The 25,555-nt window shown below is 63.7% G+C and carries 29 protein-coding genes and 1 riboswitch; of the genes, 13 read left to right on the top strand and 16 right to left on the bottom strand.

Going from position 1 to position 25,555, the window contains the following annotated elements:
- Positions 1 to 16: 16 nt before the first annotated feature.
- From AC1D05_RS06760 to AC1D05_RS06790, 7 genes are read right to left on the bottom strand one after another with little or no spacing between them, the layout of a single operon-like run.
- On the bottom strand, positions 17 to 604 hold the full coding sequence (locus AC1D05_RS06760) for an NAD(P)H-dependent oxidoreductase (RefSeq protein WP_477439388.1): 588 nt from the start codon (positions 602 to 604) through the stop codon (positions 17 to 19).
- A complete protein-coding gene (locus AC1D05_RS06765; RefSeq protein WP_477439390.1) occupies positions 604 to 1,185 on the bottom strand; it encodes an NAD(P)H-dependent oxidoreductase in 582 nt (193 codons plus the stop codon). The genes AC1D05_RS06760 and AC1D05_RS06765 overlap by 1 nt, the downstream gene beginning before the upstream one ends.
- Positions 1,185 to 2,588, bottom strand: a complete 1,404-nt coding sequence (locus AC1D05_RS06770; protein ID WP_477439934.1) for an FAD-binding oxidoreductase — start codon at positions 2,586 to 2,588, stop codon at positions 1,185 to 1,187. Before AC1D05_RS06770 ends, AC1D05_RS06765 begins: the two co-directional genes overlap by 1 nt.
- Positions 2,588 to 3,889, bottom strand: a complete 1,302-nt coding sequence (locus tag AC1D05_RS06775) for a cytosine deaminase (protein WP_477439392.1) — start codon at positions 3,887 to 3,889, stop codon at positions 2,588 to 2,590. Before AC1D05_RS06775 ends, AC1D05_RS06770 begins: the two co-directional genes overlap by 1 nt.
- 4 nt (positions 3,890 to 3,893) lie before the next feature.
- Positions 3,894 to 4,745, bottom strand: coding sequence for an ABC transporter permease (locus AC1D05_RS06780; RefSeq protein WP_477439394.1), 852 nt, complete (start codon positions 4,743 to 4,745; stop codon positions 3,894 to 3,896).
- A complete protein-coding gene (locus tag AC1D05_RS06785; protein WP_477439396.1) occupies positions 4,732 to 5,556 on the bottom strand; it encodes an ABC transporter ATP-binding protein in 825 nt (274 codons plus the stop codon). The genes AC1D05_RS06780 and AC1D05_RS06785 overlap by 14 nt, the downstream gene beginning before the upstream one ends.
- Before the next feature lie 12 nt (positions 5,557 to 5,568).
- Positions 5,569 to 6,573, bottom strand: a complete 1,005-nt coding sequence (locus AC1D05_RS06790; RefSeq protein ID WP_477439398.1) for an ABC transporter substrate-binding protein — start codon at positions 6,571 to 6,573, stop codon at positions 5,569 to 5,571.
- 265 nt (positions 6,574 to 6,838) lie between these two features.
- Here AC1D05_RS06790 and AC1D05_RS06795 point away from each other — a divergent pair, with 265 nt between their 5' ends.
- The 4 genes from AC1D05_RS06795 (at position 6,839) to AC1D05_RS06810 (ending at position 8,735) form a co-directional block, all read left to right on the top strand.
- The gene (locus AC1D05_RS06795) at positions 6,839 to 7,222 is read left to right on the top strand and encodes a RidA family protein (protein WP_477439400.1); all 384 of its coding nucleotides are present in this window, start codon (positions 6,839 to 6,841) and stop codon (positions 7,220 to 7,222) included.
- Positions 7,223 to 7,277: 55 nt separating this feature from the next.
- Positions 7,278 to 8,081 carry a creatininase family protein gene (locus AC1D05_RS06800; protein WP_477439402.1) on the top strand — a complete coding sequence of 268 codons (804 nt, stop codon included), beginning with the start codon at positions 7,278 to 7,280 and terminating at the stop codon, positions 8,079 to 8,081.
- Positions 8,082 to 8,184: 103 nt separating this feature from the next.
- Positions 8,185 to 8,439 (top strand): type II toxin-antitoxin system ParD family antitoxin, encoded by a 255-nt coding sequence (locus tag AC1D05_RS06805; protein ID WP_477439936.1) that lies wholly within the window; start codon positions 8,185 to 8,187, stop codon positions 8,437 to 8,439.
- Complete coding sequence (locus AC1D05_RS06810) at positions 8,439 to 8,735, top strand: type II toxin-antitoxin system RelE/ParE family toxin (protein WP_477439404.1); 297 nt, start codon at positions 8,439 to 8,441, stop codon at positions 8,733 to 8,735. The genes AC1D05_RS06805 and AC1D05_RS06810 overlap by 1 nt, the downstream gene beginning before the upstream one ends.
- A gap of 26 nt (positions 8,736 to 8,761) precedes the next feature.
- On the opposite strand, the gene AC1D05_RS06815 is transcribed toward AC1D05_RS06810, so the two are convergent.
- On the bottom strand, positions 8,762 to 9,271 hold the full coding sequence (locus AC1D05_RS06815) for a tyrosine phosphatase family protein (protein WP_477439406.1): 510 nt from the start codon (positions 9,269 to 9,271) through the stop codon (positions 8,762 to 8,764).
- Positions 9,268 to 10,314: a threonine-phosphate decarboxylase CobD gene (cobD, locus tag AC1D05_RS06820; RefSeq protein WP_477439408.1), complete on the bottom strand. Its 1,047-nt coding sequence runs from the start codon at positions 10,312 to 10,314 to the stop codon at positions 9,268 to 9,270. The genes AC1D05_RS06815 and cobD overlap by 4 nt, the downstream gene beginning before the upstream one ends.
- Here cobD and cbiB point away from each other — a divergent pair.
- Positions 10,313 to 11,287, top strand: coding sequence for an adenosylcobinamide-phosphate synthase CbiB (cbiB, locus tag AC1D05_RS06825; protein ID WP_477439410.1), 975 nt, complete (start codon positions 10,313 to 10,315; stop codon positions 11,285 to 11,287). The genes cobD and cbiB overlap by 2 nt on opposite strands.
- Here cbiB and cobO read toward each other — a convergent pair.
- The 4 genes from cobO to AC1D05_RS06845 are packed head-to-tail and all read right to left on the bottom strand — an operon-like array spanning position 11,284 to position 13,412.
- Positions 11,284 to 11,898 carry a cob(I)yrinic acid a,c-diamide adenosyltransferase gene (gene cobO, locus AC1D05_RS06830; RefSeq protein WP_095204055.1) on the bottom strand — a complete coding sequence of 205 codons (615 nt, stop codon included), beginning with the start codon at positions 11,896 to 11,898 and terminating at the stop codon, positions 11,284 to 11,286. The two genes, cbiB and cobO, sit on opposite strands and share 4 nt — an antisense overlap.
- A gap of 1 nt (position 11,899) precedes the next feature.
- Entirely contained in the window at positions 11,900 to 12,415 is a 516-nt protein-coding gene (cobU, locus tag AC1D05_RS06835; RefSeq protein WP_477439412.1) for a bifunctional adenosylcobinamide kinase/adenosylcobinamide-phosphate guanylyltransferase, read from the bottom strand.
- Positions 12,408 to 13,217, bottom strand: coding sequence for a CbtA family protein (locus AC1D05_RS06840; RefSeq protein ID WP_477439414.1), 810 nt, complete (start codon positions 13,215 to 13,217; stop codon positions 12,408 to 12,410). The genes cobU and AC1D05_RS06840 overlap by 8 nt, the downstream gene beginning before the upstream one ends.
- Positions 13,218 to 13,232: 15 nt before the next feature.
- Positions 13,233 to 13,412 carry a CbtB domain-containing protein gene (locus AC1D05_RS06845; protein WP_027029535.1) on the bottom strand — a complete coding sequence of 60 codons (180 nt, stop codon included), beginning with the start codon at positions 13,410 to 13,412 and terminating at the stop codon, positions 13,233 to 13,235.
- Between the two features lie 33 nt (positions 13,413 to 13,445).
- A riboswitch (cobalamin riboswitch) is annotated at positions 13,446 to 13,643 on the bottom strand.
- 146 nt (positions 13,644 to 13,789) lie between these two features.
- Here AC1D05_RS06845 and AC1D05_RS06850 point away from each other — a divergent pair.
- Positions 13,790 to 14,959 (top strand): aromatic ring-hydroxylating oxygenase subunit alpha, encoded by a 1,170-nt coding sequence (locus AC1D05_RS06850; protein WP_477439416.1) that lies wholly within the window; start codon positions 13,790 to 13,792, stop codon positions 14,957 to 14,959.
- A 3-nt stretch (positions 14,960 to 14,962) separates the two neighbouring features.
- Here AC1D05_RS06850 and AC1D05_RS06855 read toward each other — a convergent pair whose 3' ends face one another.
- Complete coding sequence (locus tag AC1D05_RS06855; RefSeq protein WP_477439418.1) at positions 14,963 to 16,162, bottom strand: MFS transporter; 1,200 nt, start codon at positions 16,160 to 16,162, stop codon at positions 14,963 to 14,965.
- A 225-nt stretch (positions 16,163 to 16,387) separates the two neighbouring features.
- Here AC1D05_RS06855 and AC1D05_RS06860 point away from each other — a divergent pair, with 225 nt between their 5' ends.
- Together AC1D05_RS06860 and AC1D05_RS06865 are read left to right on the top strand one after the other, a co-directional pair.
- Positions 16,388 to 17,386, top strand: a complete 999-nt coding sequence (locus tag AC1D05_RS06860; protein ID WP_477439420.1) for a heparan-alpha-glucosaminide N-acetyltransferase — start codon at positions 16,388 to 16,390, stop codon at positions 17,384 to 17,386.
- Entirely contained in the window at positions 17,383 to 17,859 is a 477-nt protein-coding gene (locus tag AC1D05_RS06865; protein ID WP_477439422.1) for a methyltransferase family protein, read from the top strand. The genes AC1D05_RS06860 and AC1D05_RS06865 overlap by 4 nt, the downstream gene beginning before the upstream one ends.
- A gap of 7 nt (positions 17,860 to 17,866) precedes the next feature.
- Here the strand turns inward: AC1D05_RS06865 and AC1D05_RS06870 are convergent, their stop codons facing one another.
- Both AC1D05_RS06870 and mgtE read right to left on the bottom strand, forming a co-directional pair.
- Entirely contained in the window at positions 17,867 to 18,253 is a 387-nt protein-coding gene (locus AC1D05_RS06870) for a MerR family transcriptional regulator (RefSeq protein WP_006203215.1), read from the bottom strand.
- Between the two features lie 152 nt (positions 18,254 to 18,405).
- Complete coding sequence (gene mgtE, locus AC1D05_RS06875) at positions 18,406 to 19,803, bottom strand: magnesium transporter (RefSeq protein ID WP_477439423.1); 1,398 nt, start codon at positions 19,801 to 19,803, stop codon at positions 18,406 to 18,408.
- Positions 19,804 to 20,275: 472 nt separating this feature from the next.
- On the opposite strand from mgtE, the gene AC1D05_RS06880 reads away from it, so the two are divergent.
- From AC1D05_RS06880 to sucD, 5 genes are all read left to right on the top strand, one after another.
- Positions 20,276 to 20,896, top strand: coding sequence for a response regulator transcription factor (locus tag AC1D05_RS06880; protein ID WP_477439425.1), 621 nt, complete (start codon positions 20,276 to 20,278; stop codon positions 20,894 to 20,896).
- A 136-nt stretch (positions 20,897 to 21,032) separates the two neighbouring features.
- Positions 21,033 to 22,223 carry an aminotransferase class V-fold PLP-dependent enzyme gene (locus AC1D05_RS06885; protein ID WP_477439427.1) on the top strand — a complete coding sequence of 397 codons (1,191 nt, stop codon included), beginning with the start codon at positions 21,033 to 21,035 and terminating at the stop codon, positions 22,221 to 22,223.
- An 11-nt stretch (positions 22,224 to 22,234) separates the two neighbouring features.
- Positions 22,235 to 23,197: an HpcH/HpaI aldolase/citrate lyase family protein gene (locus tag AC1D05_RS06890; RefSeq protein WP_477439429.1), complete on the top strand. Its 963-nt coding sequence runs from the start codon at positions 22,235 to 22,237 to the stop codon at positions 23,195 to 23,197.
- Positions 23,198 to 23,216: 19 nt separating this feature from the next.
- On the top strand, positions 23,217 to 24,401 hold the full coding sequence (locus AC1D05_RS06895) for a malate--CoA ligase subunit beta (protein ID WP_477439431.1): 1,185 nt from the start codon (positions 23,217 to 23,219) through the stop codon (positions 24,399 to 24,401).
- A gap of 14 nt (positions 24,402 to 24,415) precedes the next feature.
- Positions 24,416 to 25,315 (top strand): succinate--CoA ligase subunit alpha, encoded by a 900-nt coding sequence (gene sucD / locus AC1D05_RS06900; protein WP_477439433.1) that lies wholly within the window; start codon positions 24,416 to 24,418, stop codon positions 25,313 to 25,315.
- Positions 25,316 to 25,555: the final 240 nt, after the last annotated feature.

The following is a 25,555-nucleotide window of genomic DNA, read 5'->3' on the forward strand; positions in this document are numbered from 1 at the left end:
AACGGGGCGAAGAAAGCTAAAACCGTTCCAGCTTCACCCGCACCTTCGCCAGAAACGCCGCCCGCGTCGTCGGCGTCGAGGCATCCATCAGATAATGCGCCAGGAAGAACGTCCTGCATCTTCTCGCGCACAGCGCCCGCATGCCACGCAGCAATGTCTTGCGCCCGGGCTGGCCAACAACCACACTCCACCAGGTCGGCGCACCGCAGGTGGTGATGACGCCGACCTTGGTCACATGCGTCATCAGCGATTTGATCCGTCCCTTGCCCGCCGGCAGTTTGAAGGCAACGTCCGTCGCCCACACCCGGTCGAGCCAGCCCTTCAGCATCGCCGGCAGCCCATACCACCAGGTCGGATAGACGAACAGGATCGCTTCAGCCCAGCCGAGCAGTTCGAAATGCGGCTTCAGCCCCGGGTCCTGCGGCGCCTGGTCATTGTAAGTGCGCCGCTCCTCGCAGCCCATCACCGGGTCGAATTTCTCGGCATACAGGTCGAGCAACCGCACCTCCCAGCCCCTCGCCTTCAGTACGTCCAGAGCGGTGTCGCGGATCGCGGCGCAAAAACTTTCCGGCACCGGATGGCAATAGACCACGAGGACCCGCATCAGAATGCATCCATGCTCGCTGCAACCTTCGTCATGAAGGATTTCCGCGTTTGGTCGGTCGATAGGTTCATCGCGTAATGAGCGAGGTAGGTCACCGGTGCGCCCGGCTTTACCGTCGCACGCAACATGCGCTTGATCAGTCTGCGCGGCGGATCGCCCATCACAATGGCGCGGAAACGGCTGCCGCCATAGGTGGTGACCGCCGCGACCTTCCCGATGTTGTGCAGTGACGGCTGCACCTTGCCGTCGACCAGCCTGAACGACACGCCGGGCAGGAAGACGCGGTCGAAGAAGCCTTTCAGGATCGCTGGAAAGCCGTAGTTCCAGACCGGATAGGAAAGCACCAGCGCATCGGCCCGCAACAGGCGCTCGACATAGGGTGCTGCCGGATCCGCGGAGCCGCGCGGATTGTGATAGTCCAGCCTCTCCTGGCGCGTCAGCCGCGGGTCGAAATCCTCGGCGTGGAGATCGCAGTCATCGACCGTATGGCCCGCCGCCGTCAACCGCCCGACGATCAACCGATGCAGGCCGGCATTGAAGCTGGTCTCGACCGGATGGGCGTAGAGGACGAGGATGTTCATCAACCTGCCTTCTGCAGCCCCTTGAACAAAAACGTCCGTCCGGAACGGTAGTCATAATCCGGATTTTCCCAGGCGATCATCTTGCCGGGGTTGAGCAGGCCTTGCGGGTCGGTCTCGCGCTTGAAGGCGAGTTGCACGGCATCGGTCTGCTTCATGCCGCCTTCTTCCAGCGTGTAGCGGTGCGGGTTGAAGATCGGGCAGCCATTTTCCTCATGCAGGCGCACGATCTCGTCGAGCCGCGCCTCGGTGGTGAATTTCACCAGCGGCAGGCCGAAACAGGTGATGTTGCCGTCCAACCGGACGAATTCGAGATGCGAGAACACTTCGCCGGGAAACATCGCATCCATCTTCTCGACCAGCGCCAGCTGGTTGGGAAAGGGATAGAGCGACTGCAGATAGGTGATGTCGGGATCGACGCGCAGCGCTCTCAGCGTGGTGTGGTTCCAGGCCAGCTCATAGGCCGGCGGCAGGCCTTTTTTCTCCTCGGGCGTGGCGGTCGCGGCGTTGAAGATCACCTCGCCACCGGCGCGCCTAGTGAAGGCGAGGAAGGCATCCAGCCCATGCTGCGCCACCATGACGACGCAGATGCTCTGCCCTTCCCCTAGGAATTTCTGGTGGCGCTTGAAATAGAGCTGCGGCACGGGTGCGGCGATCGGCGTGATCAGCTTGGTCAGGATGCCGTCCTGGCACGCCAGCGCATTGCCATAGCGCGCCGCATCCATGAAGGCATCGAAGCCGACGATGACATCGACCCATTCATAGGCCGCAGTCAGCGGCATCTCGACTTCGCTGATGATGCCATTGGTGCCGTAGGCGTGGGTGACCTTGTGCAGGTCTTCGCCGGTGAGTTCGAGCGCCTTCGGTTCGGCCTCCATCGTCACCACGCGCAGCCGCAGCACATTGCCGAAATCGCGCAACCCGCCGAAATTGATCGAGCCGACGCCGCCCGAGCCGCCGGCGATGAAGCCGCCGATCGAGGCGGTGTTGTAGGTCGAGGGCGACAGCCGCAACTCCTGCCCGGAATGCGCCCGTGTCGCCTTGTCGATATCTGCCAGCACCGCGCCCGGTCCGGTCACAACGCGTCCCGGCGCGATCAATTTGATCTCGTTCATCTCGGCGAGATTGAGCACCACACCGCCCGACAACGGCATTGCCTGCCCATAGTTGCCAGTACCGCTGCCGCGCGGCGTCACCGGAATGCCATGCCGGTGGCAGGCGGCCAGCACGCGGATCAGCTCGGCTTCGGTCTTCGGCGTCACGATCAGGTCGCCGGTGACATGGTCGAGCTGCTGCTTCAGTACCGGGCTGTACCAGTAGAAGTCACGGCTCTTCTGCTGGACGATGGCCGGATTGTCGTCGAGTTTCAGCCCGTCGAGATCGCGTTTGAGCGCCGAAACGTCCATCATTCCACCATCAGTTCGTCGAGTTCGGCATAGTCGGGCAATTGCCGGTCGATCGTTCGTCCGGCGCGCACGACGATGCGATCCGATTCGGGCCGCGACAGCAATTCGGTCCAGCTTCGACCTTTGAACAGGATGAAGTCGGCATCGCCGCCGACGGCAAGCGTGCCGAAACCTTCGAGCCGCATCACCTTGGCCGGCGTCGCGGTCACCGCTTGCGGCCAGTCGGTGACCGGATGGTCGAAATGCAGGATGCGTGTCGCCATGCGGTAGACCTCCAGCATGTCGAGATCGCCATAGGCATAGAACGGGTCGCGCGTGTTGTCGGAAGCGACGGCGACCGGAATGCCCCTCGCCTTCATTTCATGCAGCAACGTCACGCCTCGCCAGCGCGGCGTGGTCTGATCGGAGCGGCGGTCCTGCAAATAGAGATTGCACATCGGCAGCGACACCACCGCCAGCCCCGCCTTCGCCACCTTGTCCAGCGTGTCCAGCACCTCGAGGTCAGGCTGGCGCGCCAGGGAGCAGCAATGGCCGACGAGGATGTTACCCTCAAAGCCATTCCACAGTGCCGCCTCGGCGATCTTCTTCAGCGAGATCGCCGCGACGTCGTCGGTCTCGTCGGCATGGAAATCGAGATCGAGGCCATGCTTGATCGCCTGCGCGAAGACGTGGTCGAGCAGTTCTTCCAGGTCCGGCACCATATAGGTGACGACACCGAGCACGCCCTTGGCGGCGGCTACCCGTTTCGCCAGCCTGTCGAACCATTTCTTGTCACGCACGCCCTCGATGCCGAGCAGGCAGGCGCCCTGCAATTCGATGCGGCCGCGCCAAGCCTCACGCATCGTCTCGAACACCGGCCAGGAGATTTCCTCTTGCGGCGCGACGCTGTCGAGATGGGTGCGCAGTGCCCTTGTACCGTGCGCATAGGCCGAGCGCAGCGAAAAATCCATGCGCTTGGCTAGATCCTCGGCGCTCCAGCGCGCGACGCGGTCGGCGCCCGCGGCATTGAGCGCGCCCATGAAGGTGCCATCGGGATTGGGCTTTCGCGGCCAGATATGGCCCTTGTCGATATGCGTATGACAGTCGACGAAACACGGCAGCATGATGCGACCGGCGAGGTCGATGGCATCGGCTGGTGCCGCTGCCCGATCATACGGGGCAATCCCCACGATCTTGCCATCGGCGACAGCGATGTCGACCAGCGCAAAGCCATCCCCGTCACGGGCAGCAGCAAGCCCCGGCGTCAGCGATGCGTGAAGACGGGCGTTGGCGAGCCGATATGAAGCTGAGTCCGGGATCAAGGCACTACCGCTCCTGCTTCAGCGCGCTTTCGTGCCAGCGCCGCAAAATGAGATGCGAAATCAGCGACAGCACGAGGAAGATCAGGATGCCGGTCAGCGAGATCAGGAACAGCGCCGCGAACAGCCTTGGCGCGTTGAGCCGGTAGCCGGCCTCGATGATGCGCGAGGCGAGCCCTGACGACTGGCCGGTGGTGCCGGCGACGAACTCCGCCACCACGGCGCCGATCAGCGACAGGCCGCCGGCGATCTTCAATCCGCCGAGGAAATACGGCATCGCCGCCGGCAGTCTGAGATAGCGAAGCTGCTGCCAGCGCGTCGCGCCATTGAGCTTGAACAGATCGCGCAGATTGCGGTCGACGGAGTTGAGGCCGAGCGTGGTGTTGGACAGGATCGGGAAGAAGGCGACGATCCAGGCGCAGAGCAGAAGCTTGGTCGTCTGATTGTTCACATAGATGTTGATCAGCGGAAAGATCGCCACGATCGGCGTCACCTGCAGCACGATGGCGAACGGGAAGAACGACATCTCCACCCATTTCGACTGCGTGAACAGCACCGACAGGCCGACGCCGCCGATGACGGCCAAGGCAAGGCTGAGGAAGGTGATGCGCAAGGTGACCAGCAGCGAGGAGAACAGCAGGCCAGCGTCGTTGAAGAGTGTCTGCAACACCACGCCGGGGCGCGGCAGGATGTATTGCGGGATTTCGTTCCAGACGCAGATGCGGTCCCACAGGCAGATCGCCAGGGTCATGATCGCCAGCGGCAGCACCCAGCGGCCGATCCGTTCAAATTGCTCCTGGCGCACGCGGCGCGCTTCCTCGGGATCGAGTTGGAGCACCTGCTCGTCAATGACCGTCATGATGCGCGCCTGCTGTTGAATTGATGGCGTTGACCAGCACGTCCGAGGCTTGCCGGCAAAGCGCCGCATAGTCGGGCGAGGTGCGAAACACCTCGTCGCGCGGATAGGAGGCCTCGATGGCAAGTTCGTCGAACACCCTGCCCGGCCGCGCCGCCATGACGACGACGCGGTTGGAGAGAAACACACTTTCAAAGACACTGTGGGTGACGAAGACGACAGTGAAGCGCTCGTCCTGCCACAGTTCCAGCAGGTCGTTATTGAGCTTGAAGCGGGTGATCTCGTCGAGCGCGGCAAACGGCTCGTCCATCAACAACACGCGCGGCTTGGTCACCATGGCGCGCGCGATCGACACGCGCATCTTCATGCCGCCCGACAATTCGCGCGGCACGGCGGCTTCGAAACCGGTCAGGTGAACCCGCGCCAGCATCTCAGTGATCGCCGGCGCAGCCTTGGCGCGGGAAATGCCTTTTAGCCTCAGCGGCAGCCAGACATTGTCGAAGACGCTGGCCCAAGGCAGCAGCGTCGGCTCCTGGAAGACGAAGCCGATATTGGCGCGGTCGAGCGAACCGCCGCCGCGCCAGTCGAGCACGCCGGAGGTCGGCGTCGACAGGCCGGCGATCAGCCGCAGCGCCGTCGATTTGCCGCAGCCGGACGGCCCGAGCAGGCTGAGGAAATCGCCTTCCCGGATCGTCAGGTCGACAGCGCTCAGCGCCGTCACGCCGTTGGAAAACACCTTGCCGACGCCGCGCAGCGCCAGCAAGGCCGGAGCAACGTCCGATGCCGGCGCTTGCGCCACCTTTTCCCCTATCATGCCCAGGCTGGCCTATTTCTTCAGGTCGAGCCCGACGCCCTTGTTGACGAAGGCCAACGTATAGCCCTTCGTGATGTCGATACCTTCAGGCGTGACCTTGGCCTTGACCATCTTGTCGTAAAAACTCTTGATCCGCGCGTCGGTCATGGCGCCGATGCCGAGCTTCTCGGTGTCGCCCGAATCGGCAAGGCCGAACTTCTTCATCTGCTCGATCGAGAAAGCGATCTGCTCGTCGCTCATGTCGGGATTGTCTTTCTTGATCATGTCGTTGGCGGCCTTGTTGTCGCCGTAGAGGTATTTGTACCAGCCCTTGGCCGAGCCATCCACGAAGCACTGAACCACCTCCGGCTTCTTGTCGATCGTGTCCTGCATCACCTCGATCGTCGTCGAATACGTGTCCCAGCCATAGTCGGCGAGCAGGAACTGGTTCGGCACGAAGCCGCCTTCCTTCTTGACCGCGAACGGCTCCGAGGTGACGTAGCCCTGCTGGATCGACTTCTTGTTGGCGATGAAAGGAGCCGTGTTGTAGGTGTAGGGCGCGCGCTTGGCGGCGTCGAAGCCGAGCGCAGTGACCATCCACTGGAAGAAGGTCTGCACGCCTTCGTCACCCAGTATGTACTGGTCGGCGTTCTTCAGGTCTTCCCACTTGTCCAGCCCCTCGCCGGGGTGGGACATGATGACCTGCGGGTCCTTCTGGAAGTCGGCCGCTACCACGCGCATCGGAATGCCTTGCTGGACGGCGTCGAAGGCCGACAGCAGATTGCCGCCCATGTAGAAATCGATCTTGCCGGCCAAAAGCATCGGCCGGCCGCTGACCTGCGGGCCGCCCTGCATGATGGTGACGTCGAGACCGCAGGCGGCGTAGGTTCCGTCCGCCACGGCCTGGTAGTAGCCGCCATGTTCCGGCTCGGCCAACCAGTTGGTGCCGAAGGTGACTTTTTCATTCGCCGCGGCACCCAGCGTGCTGGCGGCCAGCAAGGCCACCACCGCCACCGAGATCTTCTGTTTTGCGTACATCGACAACCACCCTCTGTTTGCTCCGGCGCCACGCGCCAGGCTCGACACCAAAGATTCAAGAAGCAAGACACATGCCACCGGCGTCTCGCGCCGGGACCCGCCCGCCTGCACCACAGCCATCTGCGAAAGCCGGAAAGGTCGTGCTGCACCGGAGGCATCGTGCCTATTTTTTGAACGCCTGTCCACAATCGCACGGGCAACATGCACCGCCATCTTGAAGCTGTAACGCATCCCGCCTTAGGCTGGCAGTATCCAGGAGATTGCCATGTTCAGATTCCTCACCCCGAAGTCGATCAAGCCGCCTTTTGCCCGCTACAGCCACGGCGTCGAGGTGCCACCGGGCAAGCGGCTGGTGCTGTGCTCCGGCCAGGTGGCGATCACGGCGGACGACCAGATTCCCGAGGACGCCGGCGCCCAGGCCGAACTCTGCTTCCGCAACATCGAGGCGATTCTTGGAGAGGCCGGACTGGGACTCCAGGATATCGTGCGCATCAACGCCTACGTCACCGACCGCGTGCATTTGCGGCCCTATATGGATGTCCGCGACCGGCTGTTTTCGAGCCCTGCGCCGGCCTCGACGCTGATGATCGTCAGCGGATTTGCCCGGCCCGAATTCAAGGTCGAGGTCGAGGCCATCGCGGCCGGGTGATCGACAGGAAGCCTGTCCCGCGTTAGGTCTGCCCTGACCATTGAAGAGGCATGATATGACCGTAGCCAAAAGACGCGTCTGGTGGGGCGACTACCGGACAACCGAATATGCCTCGATCGATCCGGAGGCGACGATTGCCGTTCTGCCGGTGGCGGCGATTGAGCAGCATGGGCCGCATTTGCCTGTCTCAACCGACACCTCGATCATGAACGGCATGCTCGACACCGTGATCGCCCGCCTGCCCGACGATCTCGACATCCGCATCCTGCCCGTCCAGGCGGTCGGCAAGTCGAACGAGCACCTGCATGCGCCAGGCACGCTCACTTTGCCGGCAACGACGCTGGTCGAGGCCTGGACCGAGCTTGGGCTGTCGATCGCGCGCGCCGGCGTACGCAAGCTCGTCGTCGTCAACTCGCATGGCGGCAATGAAGAGATCATGGGCATCATCACGCGCGAACTGCGTGTGCGCGAAAAGATGCTGGCGGTGAAGACCAGCTGGCAGCGCTTTGGCCGTCCGGCCGGCATGTACACCGAACTCGAGGACCGCCAAGGCATCCATGGCGGCGATGTCGAGACCTCGTTGATGCTGCATTTCCGGCCGGATCTGGTCGACATGGGCACGGCCGACAATTTCGTTTCCAACGTCGCCAAGGCCGAGAAGGAATTCGCGCTGCTGCGCCACACCGGCACCCACGCCTTTGCCTGGATCGCCAGCGACCTCAACCCGAACGGCGTGGTCGGCGACGCCAGCATCGCGACATCAGAGAAAGGTCGGCTGACCGCTGAATATCAGGCCGATGGTTTCATTAGCCTGCTCAGGGATGTGCGCAAGGTGAAGCTCGCCGACTGGCTGAAGTAGGCGCCTAGCCACAATCGCGCCTTCGCAGAAAAAGACCCCCGCATATGAGATTTTGACAAACTTTGCCAAAATAGATCATACTGGATGGGATATGGAGGCCGATATGGCAACAATGAACGTATCATTGCCCGATCCGATGAAGGCCTGGGTTGAAGCGCAAGCCGAAACGGGTCGCTACGCCAACGCGAGCGACTATGTGCGCGATTTGATCCGTCGGGATCAGGAGCGAAACGACAAGATTGCCGCCATGCAGCGCTTTGTCGATGACGGCTTGAAGAGTGGCATCGGCAATCGATCCAGGGACGCGCTTTTTACTGAGGCGGTCAAACGCGCTGGAAAGTCACCCGGCAACGAGTAATGGGATTTCGCCTTTCTTTAGCCGCGGAAGAGGACATCGTCGGTATTGCCGAGCAAGGGCTGCGCCTGTTCGGCGCTGTGCAGGCCAGACAGTATCATGACGAGTTGTTCGCGATTTTTGACCTGATCGCTACCAATCCGCGGATTGCGCGGGAGCGGCTTGAGTTGGCGCCACCGATGCGTATCCATCCCTTCAAGGCCCATCTTGTCGTCTACCGGATCGAAGCCGACGGCGCAGTGTTCATTGTCCGGGTACGCCACGCGCACGAAGATTGGGCGAATGAAGGCACTCGATAATATCCAACAACGATATATGGGCGCAGCTAGCTGTCGATCCTCAGCGCGAACGGCGTGCCTTCAAAGGCGTCGGCGCCGCGTCCGATCGACTGGATCGCCTCGATCATACGGCCGTTGCGCGCAAGCAGCGTGTCGGCCACGGCAATCAGCCGCGGATTGGGCGTCGCCGAGGGCGACAGCGCCCGCAACGTCCGGGCCAGATCGACCTCGTCACGTTTCGGCGCCAGTGCGGCGGCGATGATGTAGGCCGAAGCGGTCGAGCGGCTGATGCCGGCATAGCAATGCACCACCATCGGCTTCGCCCGGTCCCAGCGACGCGCGAAATCGAGCAGATTGCGGACATGCTCCTCGCCCGGCATGGTCATGCCGTCCTGCGCCACCGCGATATCGTGCATGACCAGGTGCAGATGGTTTTCTCGCGCTATCGAGGCCGGGCGGACCACCTCCGTTCCAGCGGAGAGCAGCGACAATACCCGATCGGCGCCGGTCCTTGCCACCGTTTCCTCGATCTTCGCCAGCGAGCAGACATGGATCATTGTTCTGAACCCTTTGATCGATCCTCGCGCCGCGCCGCCCATTCGGCAAGGGCGGATTCGAGCCGCAGCCATTCCTCCTGACTCCCCGGCAGGCCGGCGCGCAAGACATGCGGCCGGCCGGAGAAATGCCGAAGCAGGATGCCGCGTTCGCCAAGCGCGAAAAACAGGCCGGCCGCATCCGGCAGGCTGAGATAGCAAAACAGCGTGGTGCCGCCGGCGACAGGCACGCCGAAACGGCCGAACAGTTGGTCGAGCCGCGTCGCTGCCTCGGCAAGGGATGCCCGCATTGCGTCCTGCCAGCCAATATCGGCAAGCGCGCGAATGCCGTATTCCAGCGCCGGACCGGCGACGGCCCATGGGCCGAACTGCGTCTCCAGCCGTTCCACGGTTGCTGCATCGGACAGCGCAAAGCCAAGCCGCAGACCGGCCAAGCCGAAGAACTTGCCGAACGAGCGCAGCACGACGATGCCGCCTTGACCGACGTCACCGGCGAGGCTGTGCTCGCGCGGGCCGACATCCATGAAGGCCTCGTCGACGACCAGCAGCCCGCCTTTTGCGCGCAGGCCGGCGGCCAGCGCCAGCAACCGGTCGCGCTCGATGACGCGACCGTCCGGATTGTTGGGGTTGACGATGATGGCAAGGTCGGCGTCCGCCAGCACCGGAAAATCGCTGACTTCGGCCACCTCGTGACCGGCGATCGCCGCGGCACGCGCGTGTTCGGCATAGGTTGGGCCAAGCACCAACGCCTTGCCGGGCCTGACCAGCGAGGCCACTCGCGGCAGCAGGATCTGCGTGCCGGGCGCCGCGACGAGATTGGCTGGCGACGGCGCGCCATAGGTTCCAGCCGCGATTTCCGTCAGCTCGCGCCCGCGCCCGGCTTCCGGCAATCGCGACAGCGAGGTGGCGGGCAGGTCGAAAAGCGGATAGGAGTGCGGGTTGATACCAGTCGAGAGGTCGACAAAAGGCAGCACGGCGTTGGGGAAAAGCACCCGCGCCCGGCCAAGACTTCCACCGTGGTCCACCGCTCCATCAAGAAGCTTCATGTCAATCCTGATCGCTTTCCTGTCATTGGCCGTCGAATTGGCCCTCGGTTACCCGGACTGGCTGTTCCGCGCCATCGGCCATCCCGTAACGTGGTTCGGCAGGCTGATATCCTTTCTCGATCGCAGGCTCAACCGCGCCACTGATCCCGACGCGCTGCGTCGTCAACGTGGCGTCCAGGCGCTGCTGGTCATCGTGCTGATGCCGGCGGTGATCGGCCTTACCGTGCAGCTTGTCCTACTCTGGTTCGTTCCGTTCGGGCTCTTCATCGCCGCCCTTCTGGCGACATCGTTGCTGTCGCAGAAGAGCCTCTACGACCATGTCGAGGCCGTCGCTGACGCGCTCGACAGCGGCGGCCTCGCCATGGGCCGCGTCGCCGTCTCGCGCATCGTCGGCCGCGATCCCGAAGCGCTCGACCGCGCCGCCGTCTGCCGCGCGGCGATCGAAAGCCTGGCCGAGAATTTTTCCGACGGCATCGTCGCCCCCGCCTTCTGGACCGGTGTCGGCGGATTGGCCGGTGGTGCCGCCTACAAGGCCGCCAACACCGCCGATTCGATGATCGGCCACCGCACCCCGCGCCACGAGGCTTTCGGCTGGGCCGCCGCGCGCTTCGACGACTGGATCAACCTGCCGGCGTCGCGGCTGACCGCACTGCTGATCGTGCTGGCGGCTTTCCTGGTCAAGGATGCCGACCCCCGCAGTGCCTGGCAAGCGGTGGGGCGCGATGCAAGAAGGCACCGCTCGCCCAATGCTGGCTGGCCGGAAGCCGCCATGGCCGGCGCGCTTGGTCTGGCGCTGGCTGGGCCGCGCAGCTATGGCGGCATCGTGGTCGACGACGTCTTCATGGGCGAAGGCGGCCGCCGTGATGTCGACAGCGGCGACATCAGGCGGGCGCTGAAACTTTATCGCGTCGCCGATTATCTGCTGATCGGGTTGTTCGGGCTGGTCTCGGCGATCACGGTTCTGGTGTTCTAGAACTCGATCCCCTGCTGCGCTTTCACGCCTGCCGAAAAATGGTGTTTGGTCACGCCCATTTCGGTGACAAGGTCAGCGGCCTCCACCAATGCCGGCTTGGCGTTGCGGCCGGTAACGACAACATGCAGGCCTTCTCGACGGGCCTTCAGCGCTGCAACCACCTTGTCGAGGTCGAGATAGTCATAACGCAGCGCGATGTTGAGTTCGTCGAGCACGACAAGGCTGATCGAGGGATCTGCGATCAACTCCAGCGCCTTGGCCCAGGCAGCTTCCGCCGCCGCGATATCGCGCTTCAGATCCTGCGTTTCCCAGGTGAAGCCCTCGCCCATCGCGTGCCAGACGACGCGGTCGCCGAAGGCGGCGAAAGCATCCTTCTCGCCCGTGTGCCACTTGCCCTTGATGAACTGGACAACACCGACGCGCTTGCCGTAGCCGAGCATTCTGAGCGCCAGGCCGAAGGCGGCCGTCGTCTTGCCCTTGCCCGGGCCGGTGTTGACGATCAGCAGCCCCTTCTCAACCGTCTTGCTCGCCACCTCCGCATCCTGCACCGCCTTGCGCTTGGCCATCTTGGCGCGATGGCGCTCTTCATCCTTGTCGTCGATGTCGGTCATCTCATTTCACCTTGAGCGGCAACCCCGCCACCATCAGCAGCACCGTGTCGGCAATCGCCGCGACCTGCTGGTTGAGCCGTCCGGCGTCATCACGAAAACGGCGCGCCAGGGCATTGTCCGGCACGATGCCTTGGCCGACTTCATTGGAGACCACGAACCACGGCCCGCGCGGCCGCGACAGCACATCCGCCAGCCGCCGGCATTCCAGCTCGAGAGCGTGATCGGCCAGCATGTGATTGGTCAGCCACAGCGTCAGGCAGTCGACAAGCACCGGCTGATTGTCGGGCAACGCCTCGAGCGCCCCGGCAAGATCGAGCGGTGCGTCGACGGTTATCCAGCCCTCGCCGCGCCGCGAGCGATGCAGCGCGATGCGTTCACGCATCTCGTCGTCATAGGCTTCAGCCGTGGCGATATAGGTCCATGGTGACGGCAACGCCGTCGCCAGGGTTTCGGCGTGCGCGCTCTTGCCGGAGCGCGCGCCGCCGATGATGAAGGTCAGCGAGCTTCGATCAGGCAAAGCTGTCGCGCAGGCTGGTCGCGGTGCCGGTGAAGCGTCCGCGCACCACGCCGACGACAGCGCCAAGCACCAGCCAGAACACCAGATTGGTCACCGTCACCGCCACCACGAACTGGTGGTGCAGGCCTTCCGGGATCGGTGTCTCGAAGCTGTCGGGCTGTGGCGCGCCGACAATGTGCGGGGCAACGATCAGCGCCACGCCAAGGATGGCCAGCGGCAGCGACTTGCGGAACGCGATCAGGCCGAGCCCGATGGCGGTCGCGACCACGGTTGCCACCCACCAGATCTGGCGCTGCGTGAGGTCGGCTGCCGGCATGGCCGGCAGTTCCGGCGGCAGGCCGAGGCCCGGCGCCAGGGTGAACACGGCAAAGCCGGCCAGCCCCCAGAACACGCCCTGGCGCCAATTGCCGATGCCGCCGGCGAATTCCGAAACCGCGACCAGGATCAGCGCGAAGCCAATGCCGGTGACGACGTTGGAGACGATGTTGAAGGCAAAGCGCTCGAAGCCATCGGCCGGCGCCCAGCCCTCGTCTTCGGCCGGAGCAGCAGCCTCAGCCGGTGCCGGGGTCGCGGCGCTCATGGTATTTGATGCCGCCGGTGCGGCGGAGCTCATTGCGTTGCCACTGGCGGTATCAGTCGGCGCCGCGGCGTGCTCATGCTTGTGGCCGCCTTCGGCCTGTTCGTAGACTTCCGCCTTGAGGATCAGCGGCACCGTGGCATAGGCCTGCATGCAGGCGAGGACGACGCCGGCCACGAGCCCTGCGATCGCCGCGATGAACACGACGTTGCGAAACAGATTCATGATGTCAGATCCTCGTCAGTGGCAGGGAAACGCCATCGAATGCCGGTTGTCATGACCGGCATTGTGGACCGCATCGATATGCGAGAAGCCGACAAAGCCGATGATGAAGGTGCCGAGCAGCGCGGCGAGCGCCAGCTGCATGAAGCGCGACTGCGAGGAGACGGAGGCGCCGAGGGAGACGGAAGCGGTAGTCATATCTTGTCCTTTCACCCTCCACCCGAGGGCCTGTCAGTTTTGCCGTCGTCGGCAGGTCTCCTGGCTCGCGGATCAGCGCCCTTCTCCACCTTCCCGAAGACGAATCTTCAGTGGCATATGGAGAGGACTACCGCACACAGTTGCGGGGGCAGCCACGGCATTGGGCAACAAACGAGCCCGAACCGCATTCCCTCTTGGCTCCAAAACGGAACCGACGACTTGCGCGACTATAGGGAAAATCACGACACGCGGCAAACCAAATTCCGCCGGCAAACAGCGCGATTGCGCCATGCCGGCAACACCCGCATGGTTCTCGGCACAACAATTGACAATTGCACTGGCCGGGTGTCGGCTGGCGCCCTCACAGGAAGCCAGCCATGCAGCCCATTGCCAGCGAGCGCGATCCCTATAACGGCCTGACCCGGGCCGAGCCGACGCTACCCTCGTCGGCCTATTGGGATGCGGCAGCCTATCAACGCGACCTTGATGCTATCTGGTATAAAAACTGGCTGCTCGTCTGTCGCGAGGCCGATCTGGCCCAGCCGCTCGCCTTCCGCCGATTCCGCATCGGCACGCAGGACATCATCGTGCTGCGCGACGACACCGGCGAGTTGCGCGCCTTCCACAACACCTGCCGGCATCGCGGCTCGCAGCTTTGCCAGGAAAGCGAAGGCAGGCTGAAGGCGCGGCTGATCACATGCCCCTATCACGCCTGGTCCTATTCGCTGCGCGGCGATCTCGTGCGCGTGCCGTCGAAATCGCTGCCTGACGGCTTCGACAAGGCCCACCACCCGCTCTATCGCGTCGCGCTGTCGGTGTGGCGCGGCTTCGTCTTCATCAATTTGCAGGAGGACGCAGCCGGCTCGGCACACGCATCCTTTGATCCCGCCTCCGGCAATCTCGGCAACTGGCCGTTGGAAACGCTGGTCTCAGGCCATGTGCTGCGCAAGGTGATGAACTGCAACTGGAAGATTTTTTGGGAAAACTTCAACGAGTGCCTGCATTGTCCGGGCGTCCATAAGGATCTGTCGCGGCTGGTGCCGATCTATGGCCGCGGCCTGATGAGCCGGCATGACGATCCCGAATGGACGCGCCACGCCGACAATGACGCGCCGGAGTTTTCCGGCGGCCTGCGCGCCGGCGCCGAAACCTGGTCACGCGATGGCCAGACGCATGGGCCGGTCTTCTCGGGGTTGACGCCAGCCGAACATGCCGCCGGCCAGACCTATGCCACCAGCCTGCCCTCGATGTTCATCGTCGGTCATGTCGACTATGTCAGGACCGTGCGCCTGGTGCCGCTCGGCCCGGAGCAGACCGAACTTGTCGCCGAATGGCTGTTCGCGCCCGAGGCGCTGGCCACGACCGACATCGACAACATCGTCGCTTTCTGCACACAGGTGCTGGAAGAGGATGCGGCGATCTGCGAGGTCAACCAGAGGGGCCTGCGCTCGATGCGCCACGAAGCCGGCGTGCTGATGCCAGAGGAGTACGACCTGCACCGCTTCCACAACTGGGTGCGCGAGCGGCACGCAGCGCTTTTGCCGTGATCCTCACAGCGATTTCGGCAGGTAACGCCAGGTCACGAAGCCGCATACGGCGGCCAGCAGGCTGAGCGTGATGAACACCGAGCCCAGTCCGAAGAAGGCCAGAACCACCGAATAGACCAAGGGCGGCGTCAGCTCGGAAAAATCGAGATAGGTGCGATAGACCGCCGCCATCTGCGCCCGCTCATAGGAGCGCACCGAGCGCATGAAGGCGGTCGAACCCAGCGCGTCGAGCGCGATGGTGAAGAACGCGCCACCAAGCAGGAAAGCGCCGGTCAGCAGCGGCGCACTCGCTCCCACCGTGCCCGCCGCCAGCAGCATCGCCGACATGGCGAAATAGGCAAAGGTCATGGTCTTGCGGCCGCCAAAGCGCTTGCCCGCCTTGCCCCAGAAGATCGCCATGAACAGCAGCGCATTGCCGGCCGAGACCAGCAGGCCGCCGGCCAGCTTCCCCTCGCCGGTGATCACCATGAACAGCGGCCCATAGACGAAGAAAGTCGTCCAGAAACAGGAGCGGCCGAAGGCGATCAGCCAGGCCAGCCTCAACCTCGGCTGCGCGACGAAACGGCCGATATTGGCGAGCGGATTGGCCGGCCGGGTCTTGCCGGGCCGGATCGACTGGTTGTCGCCCAGCCGATAGGCCCAGAACAGGGCCAGCAGGGCCAGCGCGAACACTGCCACCGCGCCATGCGCGGCATAGATGCCGAAGCGCGTGTAGAGGAAGATGCCAAGCGTCGGCCCGCCGGTCCAGGCGAACATCGACCATGCCATGCGCAGCGATTCGGCCTGCATGAAGTCGGTCTTGCGGATGTGGTCCATGATGTAGAGGTTGAGCGTGATCGACAGCGCGCTGGCGCCCATGACGCGGCACAGCATGCCCGCCAACTGCCCGGCCAGCGTGTGCGTGACGAAGAACAGCGAGCCGATGGCGAGCAGGCAGGCGCCTGCGGTGTAGACCCAGCGCCGGGCAAAGCGGCGGATCAGCATCGGCATGAACAACGTCACCGACAGGCCGAGCAGCGCCACGATGGTGTAGAGGATCGAGACGATCTGCTCATTGTGCAGGATTTCGTAGGCCTGGATCGGGATGACGCTCGACACTGTGGCGCGGGCGAAGGATTCGACCGCATAGAGCGAGGCGAAGGTGCGCGCATCCGCGGCCTTGAGGGCCGGGAGCCAGATCGGGTGGCGCACATGGGTGGACATTGCTTCCCCAAAGCAGAATCACCGCTCAAATCTGCCGCGCTCAGTCCCGGGCGATTAAGAGGAAACCGACGCATAACCGGCAAAAAGCGAAACCGGTCAAAGGCTTTCCTATGCTGGCCTAAAGCGTCGCTCGACCCAGGCGCCTGCATCGCCGTGCTCCCGGCCTTCTTCTGTCCCGTCCAACCGTGGTAGTCCTCAGGCGGGCCTGAATCAGATCGCGAGACCATGACCATCGACACGCCGACCGCACCCGTTCCGGAGCCATCCAAGCGCATCGTCGCCATCGACATCGTGCGCGGCATCGCGCTGCTGGCGATGGCGAGCTACCATTTCACCTGGGACCTGGAATTCTTCGGCTACACCGACCCCGGCCTCACCGCCTTCGGCTGGTGGAAGATCTACGCACGCTGCATCGCCTCGACCTTCCTGTTCCTGGTCGGCGTCAGCCTCTACCTCGCCCACGACCCGCAAATCCGCTGGAACGGTTTTTGGAAGCGTTTCGCCATGGTCGCCGGTGCGGCGATCGCCATTTCGGTGGTCACCCGCATCGCCACGCCGGATGGATTCATTTTCTTCGGCATCTTGCACGAGATCGCGCTCGCCAGCCTGCTCGGCCTCGCCTTCCTGCGGCTGCCGGCCTTGCTGACGCTTGTCGTTGCCGCGCTCGTCATCGCGGCGCCCGTCTATCTGCGCTTCGAGGCGCTGGATCACCCCTGGCTGTGGTGGATCGGCCTGTCGGCGATCAATCCGCGCTCCAACGACTATGTGCCGCTGTTTCCATGGTTCGGCGCCGTGCTGATCGGCATCGGGGTGGCGAAACTCGCTTCGGCGTCCGGCCTGCGGGCGCGGCTGGCAAGCCTGGCGCCCGGCCGCTGGGCCAATCCGCTGCTCTTCATCGGCCGCCACAGCCTCGCTTTCTACCTGATCCACCAGCCACTGCTGATCGGCTGCGTCTGGCTGTTTTCGCAAATCATGCCGGCCCAGGTCGAAACCCCGCAGGTCAATTTCCTGAAAACCTGCCAGCGCTCATGCGAGCAGATGCGCAACGCAACCTTCTGCACCAGCTATTGCGGTTGCATGCTGACGACGATCGAGGGCGAGGCCACGCTTGATCGGCTCGAGAACAACGACCAGAGTGCGGAATTCCGGGCGCATCTGGGCGATCTGGCCGCCAGTTGCACGGCCCAGACCGAAGACAAGATGGACGAGGGAGGAACGCAATGACCGAAACCCAGCCGAAACCCGGGGTGATCCCATGGCCGCCGGTGATCTACACCGCGGCAATCGCCATCAGCATTGCCCTCGGTCTTTTCTTTCCCCTGCCCTGGATCGGCGACCTTCTGGGCGACATCCTGTTCGCCGCCGGCTGGGTGGCGCTGTTCGGCGTCGCGGCACTCTGGTTCACCGCCATCCGCACCATGATCCGGGCCAAGACAACGCTCAACCCCAACGCGGTACCCGACCACCTCGTCACCACAGGCCCCTTCGGCATCACCCGCAACCCGATGTATCTGGCCAACACGCTGCTGTTGATCGGCGTCGCCTTAGTCTCGGGGATCGTCTGGTTCCTGCCGCTGGCGTTCATCGCGGCCTTCGCCACGCAAAAGGCCGCGATCGAGGGCGAGGAAAAGATCCTGGCGGCGAAATTCGGCAAGAAATACCGCGACTACGCCAAAAGGGTTCGGCGCTGGATTTGAGCAGCACTCAGGTGTTGACGCCGAGCTCCACGAGCCGCTCGACGCAGGATTCCTCGGCCTGGTCGAGTTCGGCGAGTGTCTCCTCGAGGTCGCGGCGCTTTTGCCTCAAATCCTCACGCTTTTCCTCGATGCGCTTGATCATCAGCTTGAGTTGACCGACCTCGCCCGGCGGTTCCTTGTACATCTGGATGATTTCGCGGATCTCGTTGATCGAGAAGCCGAGCCTTTTGCCGCGCATGATCTGCCGGATGAGATGGCGGTCGGACGGGCGAAACAGCCGTGTGCGGCCGCGCCGCACCGGTTGCACCAGCCCCTCGTCCTCATAGAAACGCAGCGTCCGCGTCGACACGTCGAATTCGCGGGTCAGCTCAGTGATCGAATAATATTCCCGCATTGTCACTCCCGCACCCCGGAATCCCTGGCGATCGCCATGCGGCGTCGCCTCCTGTCCCGAACCAAACCCTTGCCACGCCGGAATCGATGCAGCACCCCGCGCGAGCCTCGCACGGCATTTACGTAAAAGTCAATTGAGGGTCACTTGTGCCTTCACGCGACGCCGAACCACCATGTGGCGAGACCGAGGAAGGCGAAAAAGCCGACGACATCGGTGACGGTGGTGACGAATACCGCCGAAGCGACCGCCGGATCGATCTTGAACCGGTCGAGCAGCAGCGGGATCAGGATGCCGGCCAAGGCGGCGACGAACATGTTGATGATCATCGCCGCCGCGATGATGCCGCCGAGATTGGGATCGCGGAACCAGGCCGCTGCGACGATGCCGATCAGGATGGCGAAGATGATGCCGTTGATGAAGCCGACGCCCATTTCGCGGCGGATGATGCGGCCGGCATTGTAGATGTCGAGATCCCTGGTCGCCAGCGCCCGCACGGTGACGGTCATGGTCTGCGAGCCGGCATTGCCGCCCATGCCGGCGACGATCGGCATCAGCACGGCCAATGCCACGATGTGTTCGATCGTGCGGTCGAATAGGCTGATCACCGACGCCGCCAGGAAGGCCGTCAAGAGGTTGATCAGCAGCCAGGGAACGCGCGAGCGCGAGGTCGAAAAAATGCTGTCGGAAAGCTCTTCGTCGCCAACGCCGCCCATACGCAGCAGATCCTCCTCCGCCTCCTGCTGGATGACGTCGACGACATCGTCGATGGTCAGCACGCCGACCAGCCGCTCGTTCTCATCGACGACGGCGGCCGAAAGCAGATCGTACTGCTCAAACTCCCGCGCGGCCTCTTCCTGGTCCATCGTCGCCGGAATGGCGTGCCGCGTCTCGTGCATGATCTCCCCGACCTTGACCGTGCGCTTGGTGCGCAGGATCTGGTCGAGGTCGATGGCGCCGAGCAGCTTGAAGGTCGGGTCGATGACGAAGATCTGGCTGAAGCGCTCAGGCAAATTCTTGTCCTCGCGCATATAGTCGATGGTCTGGCCGATGGTCCAGAACGGCGGCACCGCGACGAACTCCGTCTGCATGCGCCGCCCGGCGGTCTCTTCGGGATAGTCGAGCGAGCGGCGCAGCCTGATTCGCTCGGTGAACGGCAGCTGCGACAGGATCTCGTCCTGGTCTTCCTTTTCAAGGTCCTCGAGAATGTAGACCGCATCGTCGGAATCGAGCGCCTGCACCGCCTGCGCGATCTGCGCATTGGGCATATGATCGACGATCTCCATGCGGATCGCCTCGTCGACCTCGGTCAGCGCGGAAAAGTCGAAATCGGCGCCCAGCAGCTCGACCAGGGTCCGCCGCTGCTCAGGATGCAGCGCCTCGATCAGGTCGCCGAGTTCCGACTGGTGCAGATGGTCGACTTCATGCTTCAGCGTCGCCGTATCGCGGTCGGCGATCGCGGCCCCGATCTGGGCAAGGAAGGACGAAAGGACGGCGCCGTCCTCGCCATAGATGTCGGCATGGGCGTCGTCAGCCGCTCTGGCGGAGGTCATCTGCTTGTCCTGGCCCTGCACCAGCGCCTCCCGCCGTCAGAATCCCGAAAAGGTGCCTGTCAGGTCTAGACCATGACTCTGCAAAGTGGAAACCGGTTTTGGGTCCGAGGCGCAAAACAAAAGAGGGATAGGGTGGAGAGGCGATTCGACTTCGCAATCAGCCGCCCTAAGCCATTGGAATTTCCGGCAAAATGCACGCTTGCCGACCGCCGTCGGTTTCCGTCAGTGCGGCGTCGTCATGCGGGCACGAACCCGGCCGATTTCATCAAAACACGATGCGCTCCGGCTTCAGACGGCGCGACAGCCGATGTCGCTGGGGAAAGAGCACCCCAGCGCGATTGGGGCAGAATTGTCATGATACGGGTCCAGACCTGAAACCTGGCCCCACAGTCGCCGCACAATCAGCCCAGGACAGAAACGGCCCTTGAACAGCAAGCCCGGGAAAACGAGCAAGGCAATTGGCGACCGGCGCATGCGCATTGTCGTCGCCGAGCGCAATCCATTCGTCATATCGGCACTGCGCGAAATGCTCGAATGCGACGGCCGTTTCGAATTGCTGAGCACCGTGCAGAGCGGCAAGCAATTCCTGGATCTGGCTGACAAAGGGGGGTTCGACGTCGCGGTCATCGGCTGGAAGCTCTCCGACATGGACGGCGCTGATGTGCTGGCCGAGGTCCAGAGCCGCAAGCTCGATGTGCGCATCACCGTCTTTTCCAACGACCATGACATCGGCATCCTGAAGCAATGCGTGCGGCTCGGCGCCCAGGGCTATTGCTTCCAATTCGATGACCCGGCCATCATCTTCGACACGATCCTGGCGGTCGCGCATGGCCGCATCTGCATCCCCTATATCGATATCAACAAGGTCAACGATACGCCCCTGGCGCAGCTCACGGTGCGCGAGCGCGAGCTGCTGGCGGTGCTCTCCGACGGCTGGACCAATTTGCAGATCGCGACGCGGACCGGCATTTCCGAGAACACCGTGAAATATCACCTCAAGAATCTCTACGACAAGCTCGACGTCCGCAACCGGGCAATGGCCGTCGCGCTCTATTCGCGAGAGCGGCGCACCCAGAAGCAGCCTTTCGGGTAGGCCAAGCTTGTACCTGGCCGGGTAGGCCGAACCCACCCGGGCGCGGCGAGATCTTACCCGCCAAGGTGTTGTCGGCATTAGCCGTCGAAACGAAACTCCCCTCCACCGCTTTGCTGGATCAGGAGGAGTTCGCACCATGGCCGGTTTCACCCATCTCTTCATTCCCGGGCCGACCAACATCCCCGAACAGGTCCGGCAGGCGATGAACCTGCCGATGGAGGACATGCGCGCCGCATCCTTCCCCGATCTCACCTTGCCGCTGTTCGAGGACATCAAAAAGGTTTTCAAGAACGAGACCGGCCGCGTCTTCATCTACCCATCCTCCGGCACCGGCGCCTGGGAAGCGGCGATGACCAATGTGCTCAGCCCCGGTGACCGCGTGCTGATGTCGCGCTTCGGCCAGTTCTCGCATCTGTGGGTCGACATGGCTGAACGCCTCGGCTTCGAGGTCGATGTCATCGATTGCGAATGGGGAACCGGCGTGCCGCTCGAGCTCTATGCCGAGCGCCTGAAGGCGGACAAGACGCACCGCATCAAGGCAATCTTCTGCACGCAGAACGAGACCGCGACGGGCGTGACCAGCGACGTCGCCGGCTGCCGCGCCGCGCTCGACGACGCAAACCACCCTGCCCTGCTCTTCGTCGACGGCGTGTCGTCGATCGGCTCGATCGACTTCCGCCAGGAAGAATGGGGCGTCGACTGCGCGGTCAGCGGCTCGCAGAAAGGCTTCATGCTACCTGCCGGCCTCGGCTTCCTGTCGGTCAGCAAGAAGGCGCTTGTCGCTTCAAGAAGCGCCACCCACCGGCGCTGCTTCTTCTCCTTCGAGGACATGATCCGCGCCAATGATGCCGGCTATTTCCCCTATACGCCGGCGACACAGCTGTTGCGCGGCCTGCGCGCCTCGCTCGACCTGATCGCCGACGAAGGGCTCGACAATATCTTCGCCCGCCATCATCGCCTGGCCGAAGGCGTGCGCAAGGCGGTCGACGCCTGGGGGTTAAAACTCTGCGCCAAGGCGCCGAAATGGCACTCCGATACGGTCAGCGCCATTCTGGTGCCGGAAGGCATCGACAGCGGCGACATCGTCAAGCGCGCCTACCAGACCTACCGGACGTCGCTCGGCGGCGGCCTCAACAAGGTGTTCGGCAAGGTCTTCCGCATCGGCCATCTTGGCTGGCTGAACGAGGTTATGGTGCTCGCATCGCTGTCGGCCGCCGAAATGGCCCTGCTCGACTGCGGTGTCAGGCTGGCACCGGGCTCCGGTGTCGGTGCCGCCATCCAGCATTTTCGCGCCTCGGCCGCAGTGCCGGTCGCCGAAGCCGCCTGAGGGAGCCGACGATGAGCCACACCATCAACCACCTGAAGAAATTACGGCTGCAGCGCAGCGAACTGGCGGTTCCAGGCTCCAGCCCGGAGATGATCGACAAGGCGGCCAATAGCGCCGCCGACTTCGTCTTCCTCGACATCGAGGACGCGGTCGCCCCGCCCGACAAGGAACGCGCCCGCAAGAACATAATCCAGGCGCTCAACGACATCGACTGGCGCGCCAAGGGCAAGACCGTCTCGGTGCGCATCAATGGGCTGGACACCCATTACATGTACCGCGACGTGGTCGATGTGATGGAGCAGGCCGGCGACCGGTTGGACACCATCCTGGTGCCCAAGGTCGGCGTGCCGGCCGATCTCTACATGGTCGAGGCCATGGTCAACCAGATCGAGATGGCCAAGGGTTTCAAGACCCGTGTCGGCCTCGAAGCGCTGATCGAGACCGCGCTCGGAATGGCCAATGTCGAGGCCATTGCCGCGACGCCCGGCCGGCTGGAGGCCATGCATTTCGGCGTCGCCGACTATGCGGCGAGCTGCAAGGCGCGCACCGTCAACATTGGCGGCCTCAACCCCGACTATCCCGGCGACCAGTGGCATTTCGCTTTGTCGCGCATGACCGTCGCCTGCCGCGCCTATGGCCTGCGCGCCATTGACGGGCCGTTCGGCGATTTCTCCGATCCGGAGGGCTATATCGCAGGCGCCAGGCGTGCCGCCGCCCTTGGCATCGAAGGCAAATGGGCGATCCATCCCTCGCAGGTCGCGCTCGCCAACGACGTCTTCTCACCGCCTGAAAAGGAGGTGACGCGGGCCAGACGCATCCTCGAAGTGCTGAAGGAGGCCGAGGCGGCTGGCAAGGGAGCAGCCGCACTCGACGGCAAGATGATCGACGCCGCGTCGGAGCGCATGGCGCGCAATGTTTTGGTGGTCAACGAAGCGATCGAACGCGCCGGCCAAGCCCGCGTCGCCGCGCACTGACGGTTCCTGGGAGGGAAAAATGGACATTCACGAATATCAGGCCAAGGAACTGCTGGCACGGCACGGCGTGCATGTGCCGCGCGGCGGGCTGGCCTACAGCCCCGAACAGGCGACCTACCGGGCACGCGAGATCGGCGGCGGCAAATGGGTGCTGAAGGCGCAGGTTCATTCCGGTGCCCGCGGCAAGGCCGGCGGCATCAAGCTGTGCGCCAATGACGAGGAGATCTCGAGTGCTGCCGAAGCCATGCTCGGCCGCAAGCTGGTGACCCAGCAGACCGGCCCGCGCGGCAAGCTGATTTCCAGGCTCTATCTCGAGGAAGCCGTCGATATCGCGCAGGAGCTCTATGTCGGCTTCGTCCTCGACCGCAAGGAAGAGCGCGTCATGATCGTGGCGTCGGCCGCCGGCGGCATGGAGATCGAGGACATCGTCGAGAAGGCGCCCGATTCCATCCTGCGCACATCGGTCGACCCCGGCGTTGGCATGCAGCGCTTCCAGGCCCGCGAGATCGCCTTCGGGCTCGGCCTCGACCACGATTTGATCGGCAAGGCGACCGAGACCATCTTCAGCTGCTACCAGGTGTTCCGCGATTACGACGCCTCGATGCTGGAGATCAATCCGCTGGTGGTCACCCGCGACGGCAATCTGATCGCGCTCGACGCCAAGATGTCGTTCGACGAGAACGCGCTGTTCCGGCGGCCGGAAATCTCCGAACTGCGCGACAAGAGCCAGGAAGACCCGCGCGAGACCTTCGCCAGCGACCGCGGCCTCTCCTATGTCGGCTTGGACGGCAATATCGGCTGCATCATCAATGGCGCCGGTTTGGCCATGGCGACCATGGACATGATCAAGATCGCTGGCGGCGAACCGGCCAATTTCCTCGACATTGGCGGCGGCGCCTCGCCCGAGCGGGTGGCGAAATCCTTCCGCGCCGTGCTTGGCGACAAGAATGTCGAGACCATCCTGGTCAACATCTTCGCCGGCATCAACCGCTGCGACTGGGTCGCCGAAGGTGTCATCAAGGCAATCCGCGAGGTCGGCGTCAACGTGCCGCTGGTGGTGCGGCTCTCCGGCACCAAGGCCGAGGAAGGGCGCCGCATCCTGGCCGATTCCGGCGAGGCGGTGATCGTCGCCGACACGCTGGCCGAAGCCGCCGAAAAAGCCGTTGCCGCCTGGCGTGCGGCCACCAAGAAAAAAGCAGCCTGAGGGAGGTCGAAAAAATGGCAATCCTGCTCAACCGCAGCACCCGCGTCATCGTCCAGGGTTTTACCGGCAAGATCGGCAGCTTCCATGCCGAGGACATGAAACGCTACGGCACCAAGCTGGTCGGCGGCGTCACCCCCGGCAAGGGCGGCCAGACGCATCTCGGCCTGCCCGTCTTCAACACGGTCAAGGGCGCGGTGCGCGAGACCCGCGCCGAGGCCAGCATCGTCTTCGTGCCGCCGCCCTTCGCCGCCGACTCGATCATGGAAGCTGCCGATGCCGGGATAAAACTCTGCGTCTGCATCACCGACGGCATCCCCTCGCAGGACATGATGCAGGTCAAGCGCTACATGCGCCGCTACCGCTTCGAGGACCGCATGCGGCTGATCGGGCCGAACTGTGCCGGCATGATCACCCCCGGACAGGCGCTGATGGGCATCATGCCCGGCAGCATCTACCTTCCCGGCCGCATCGGCATCGTCGGCCGCTCCGGCACGCTGGGCTACGAGGCCGCCTCGCAGATGAAGGCGCTCGGCATTGGCGTGTCGACCAGCGTCGGCATCGGCGGCGATCCGATCAACGGCTCGTCCTTCAAGGACATCCTGAAGCTGTTCGAGCATGACGACGACACCGACGCCGTGGTGATGATCGGCGAGATCGGCGGGCCGCAGGAAGCCGAAGCCGCGATCTGGGCGCGCGACAACATGCGCAAGCCCCTGATCGCCTACATCGCCGGCCTCTCCGCCCCCAAAGGCCGCCGCATGGGCCACGCCGGCGCCATCATCTCGGCCTTCGGCGAGTCGGCGCAGGAGAAGGTCGAAATCCTGAAAGAGGCCGGGGTGATCATCGTGCCGACGCCGTCGTCGTTTGGTGAGGTTGTGGCCGATACGCTGGCGCGGATGAAGAAGGCGGCCTGATTCCCACTGTCAGGCGGCTGTTGCAGAAACACCAAGCGGCGGCGCGGTCGGCATGACCCGCCGCCAGTGCCTTGGGAAATCGAATTCAGGAGTTTGCGTACACGCCGTACTAGCAAACCGACGCTCCTGCCGTTTCGGCGCGCCCGCACACGCGACAAGATCAGACCAAGATTGCGCAACAAAACTTAACATCACTTCACGCATGCAGCCACTTTCACCTGAAATAGTCCGAGCATCAGG

This window comes from Mesorhizobium sp. P2_E9, assembly GCF_056403815.1.